The organism is Candidatus Megaera venefica (assembly GCF_034554655.1).
Taxonomy (GTDB): Bacteria; Pseudomonadota; Alphaproteobacteria; order Rickettsiales; family Rickettsiaceae; genus Megaera_A; species Megaera_A venefica.
In genome coordinates this window covers 1-2,476 of the sequence record NZ_JARJFB010000203.1, presented here as the reverse complement: position 1 = coordinate 2,476, position 2,476 = coordinate 1, and the positions used below count along the sequence as shown (strand labels likewise).

The 2,476-nt window shown below is 34.5% G+C and carries 3 protein-coding genes; 2 read left to right on the top strand and 1 reads right to left on the bottom strand.

Annotated features, from left to right (window positions below):
- The first annotated feature begins 61 nt into the window (after positions 1-61).
- A complete protein-coding gene (locus Megvenef_RS08860) occupies positions 62-736 on the top strand; it encodes a hypothetical protein (protein WP_322777568.1) in 675 nt (224 codons plus the stop codon).
- Positions 737-862: 126 nt separating this feature from the next.
- Positions 863-1,765, top strand: a complete 903-nt coding sequence (locus Megvenef_RS08855; RefSeq protein WP_322777567.1) for an Rpn family recombination-promoting nuclease/putative transposase — start codon at positions 863-865, stop codon at positions 1,763-1,765.
- A 48-nt stretch (positions 1,766-1,813) separates the two neighbouring features.
- Here Megvenef_RS08855 and Megvenef_RS08850 read toward each other — a convergent pair whose 3' ends face one another.
- Positions 1,814-2,425: a recombinase family protein gene (locus tag Megvenef_RS08850; RefSeq protein ID WP_322777566.1), complete on the bottom strand. Its 612-nt coding sequence runs from the start codon at positions 2,423-2,425 to the stop codon at positions 1,814-1,816.
- Between the last annotated feature and the right edge of the window lie 51 nt (positions 2,426-2,476).

The window sequence follows — 2,476 nt, the reverse complement described above, 5'->3', positions numbered from 1 at the left end:
TCTAGTGCTCTGCAAGCCTTATGGGATATAGAGTTTTCTCTTATGTTACATTTACGCAGGAATGTGGTTAATACCCTTAAGAGCGCAAGATATCAAACAAGAAATTCTTCTTGAATTCTTGCGCCGTATTATCAAGAATCTTTTGGCACGAGATGATTTAGACCTGCCTAAATTGCTTCGCGGCAAACACATCCTTACAAGAGTCTTGCAAGAGAAGATTGTCGGTTATAGAAAGCTGGCTCATAAAAAAGGCTACCGGTCTTGTATGTTTAGCCTTGATGCAATAGTGACGGTAAGCCCCGAAGAGTTTAGTTTTTCTTTTGATCCCAATAATTATCCGACAAGCACTATTTACAAAGGTAAGTTAGGCTTTAACAAACACTATTATTCTTCTATTGCAATGATGAATCAAGAAGAGGCTGAGTGTGCTTTTGCTATCGATCAAAATCTCGATGTAAAATATTGGGTAAGAAATCTTGAACGTAATCCAAAATATGCCTTTTGGTTACCTACGGCAACAGATAGGTTTTATCCGGATTTTGTTGCTAAGTTGCATGATGAAAGATTTTTGATAGTAGAATATAAAGGCGAGCATTTAAGGAATGAAGACACGGAAGAAAAAGAACTTATCGGTAAAGTTTGGGCTGAAAAATCAGGAAATCTCTTTCTACTAGCTTGGAAAAAAGATCAAAAAGGCAGAGATCTTTGTTCGCAAATTAAAGAAGCGATATCATAGTAGCTAACCACCAAATCAGACGAATGTATATTTAAACAAAATTCACAAAAATTTTGCCGTTCTACAGACTTTATGCTATACTGATTCTCAGTAAGAATGATAAAAAAACAAAATAAAAATACTACTATGAGTAACGACAAACCACTAGTATCCTTTGATTACGGAATCAAGTATCTTTTAAGAGACAAAGGTGATTACGGTGTAGTAGAAGGCTTTATCTCGGCTCTTCTTAAAACCCGAGGCTATAAAGATATTAAAATAATATCTTTGCTTGAGAGCGAGAGTAATAAAGAAGATAGTAAAAATAAAAGAAGTCTAGCCGATTTAATTGTTGAAGACGAAGATCATAATAAATACATTGTTGAAATTGAACGAAACGTCAAAGACTCATTCATTCATAAATCACTATTCAATACTTCTAGGCTCATAGTAGACAATTTAGCTCAAAGAGAAGACTATACCCAAATCTTAAAGGTATTCCACATTTCCTTACTATATTTTCCGGTCGGTAACGGCAACGGAGCTATTTATCACGGCAAAACTATTATTCATGAAATAGAAACTAACGATAAACTCTCGGTACATATTAAGAATCAAGAAACCGGTGAAGTATTTGACGCTACCGATATCCTGCCGGAATATTTTTATATATCGGTACCGCTCTTCAATGATAGGCTTGAAAAAGAAATAGATGACTGGCTACACGTCATGAAATATGACGAAGTACCTACAAACTATCACTCTCCTTATATGGTACAAGTAGCGGAAAAGCTCAGTATTCTCAAAATGACTCCGGAAGAAAGAGCGCGCTATTCTTATTACCAAAAGAAACTCTATAACGATAGAGATGAATTGCAGGCAGCCGAGACTAGAGGGGAAGCTAGAGGGGAAGCCAAAGGTAAAGCCGAAGAAAATATTAGAGTTAAAACTGAAATTGCTAAAGCTATGTTACTAGATCGAAATTCGGCAGAAAAAATAGCTAAAATCACTGGTTTATCTATTGCAGAAATTGAAAAACTAAAATCTTAATATTAACAAATTTTAACCTCGATGTCCCAAACGCCCTTGTTCTTAACACTAGGCGATACTAACTGGTTTCATATTTTTCTTCATCCAATTAGACATCGTAGCTTGAGTCGCCTTATATCTATTGGCAATGAATTTTTGAGTTGCTCCGTTGGACAGTAACGCCTCTATTTCTGGTTTATATTGATCTAGCTTACTTTTTCCAGCTCCTTTTGGCCGTCCAAGTTTAACTCCTGATCTTTTAATTACGGCTAATGCTTCTTTCGTTCGTGATGAAATAAGCTCTCTTTCTATTTCTGCTGCCATAGAAAAAGCCATAGCTATTATAGAACTTTGTATTGAACCATCTAATTTCCAATTTCCTTTAAGAGCATAAATATTAATGCCTTTGTTTTTAGCTATAGAAAGTATTTCCATAATTTCTAGCATAGTTCTTCCAAGTCTAGATAATTCAGAAACTATTAAATTGTCATCTTGTTTCAGCATTTCTAAAATATCAGCGATTTTCCTTTTTCTCCATGAAACCTTTCCAGAGACTTGTTCTTCTATAAATTCAACTTTTCCAATATTGTTATCATTAGCAAATAATAAAATATCCGCCCTATTCTTCTTGGGATTTTGATCAAGAGTAGAAACTCTTATATAACCGATGGTTTTTGCCATAAATTCTTGCTCAAAATATAGAGATTAGAAGAATACATCATTATTATATAT

What these genes read in the sequence shown, in the direction of transcription:
- Megvenef_RS08860 (WP_322777568.1), top strand. Translation starts at nt 62, where the DNA reads ATGTGGTTAATACCCTTAAGAGCGCAAGATATCAAACAAGAAATTCTT.
- Megvenef_RS08855 (WP_322777567.1), top strand. Translation starts at nt 863, where the DNA reads ATGAGTAACGACAAACCACTAGTATCCTTTGATTACGGAATCAAGTAT.
- Megvenef_RS08850 (WP_322777566.1), bottom strand. Translation starts at nt 2,425, where the DNA reads ATGGCAAAAACCATCGGTTATATAAGAGTTTCTACTCTTGATCAAAAT.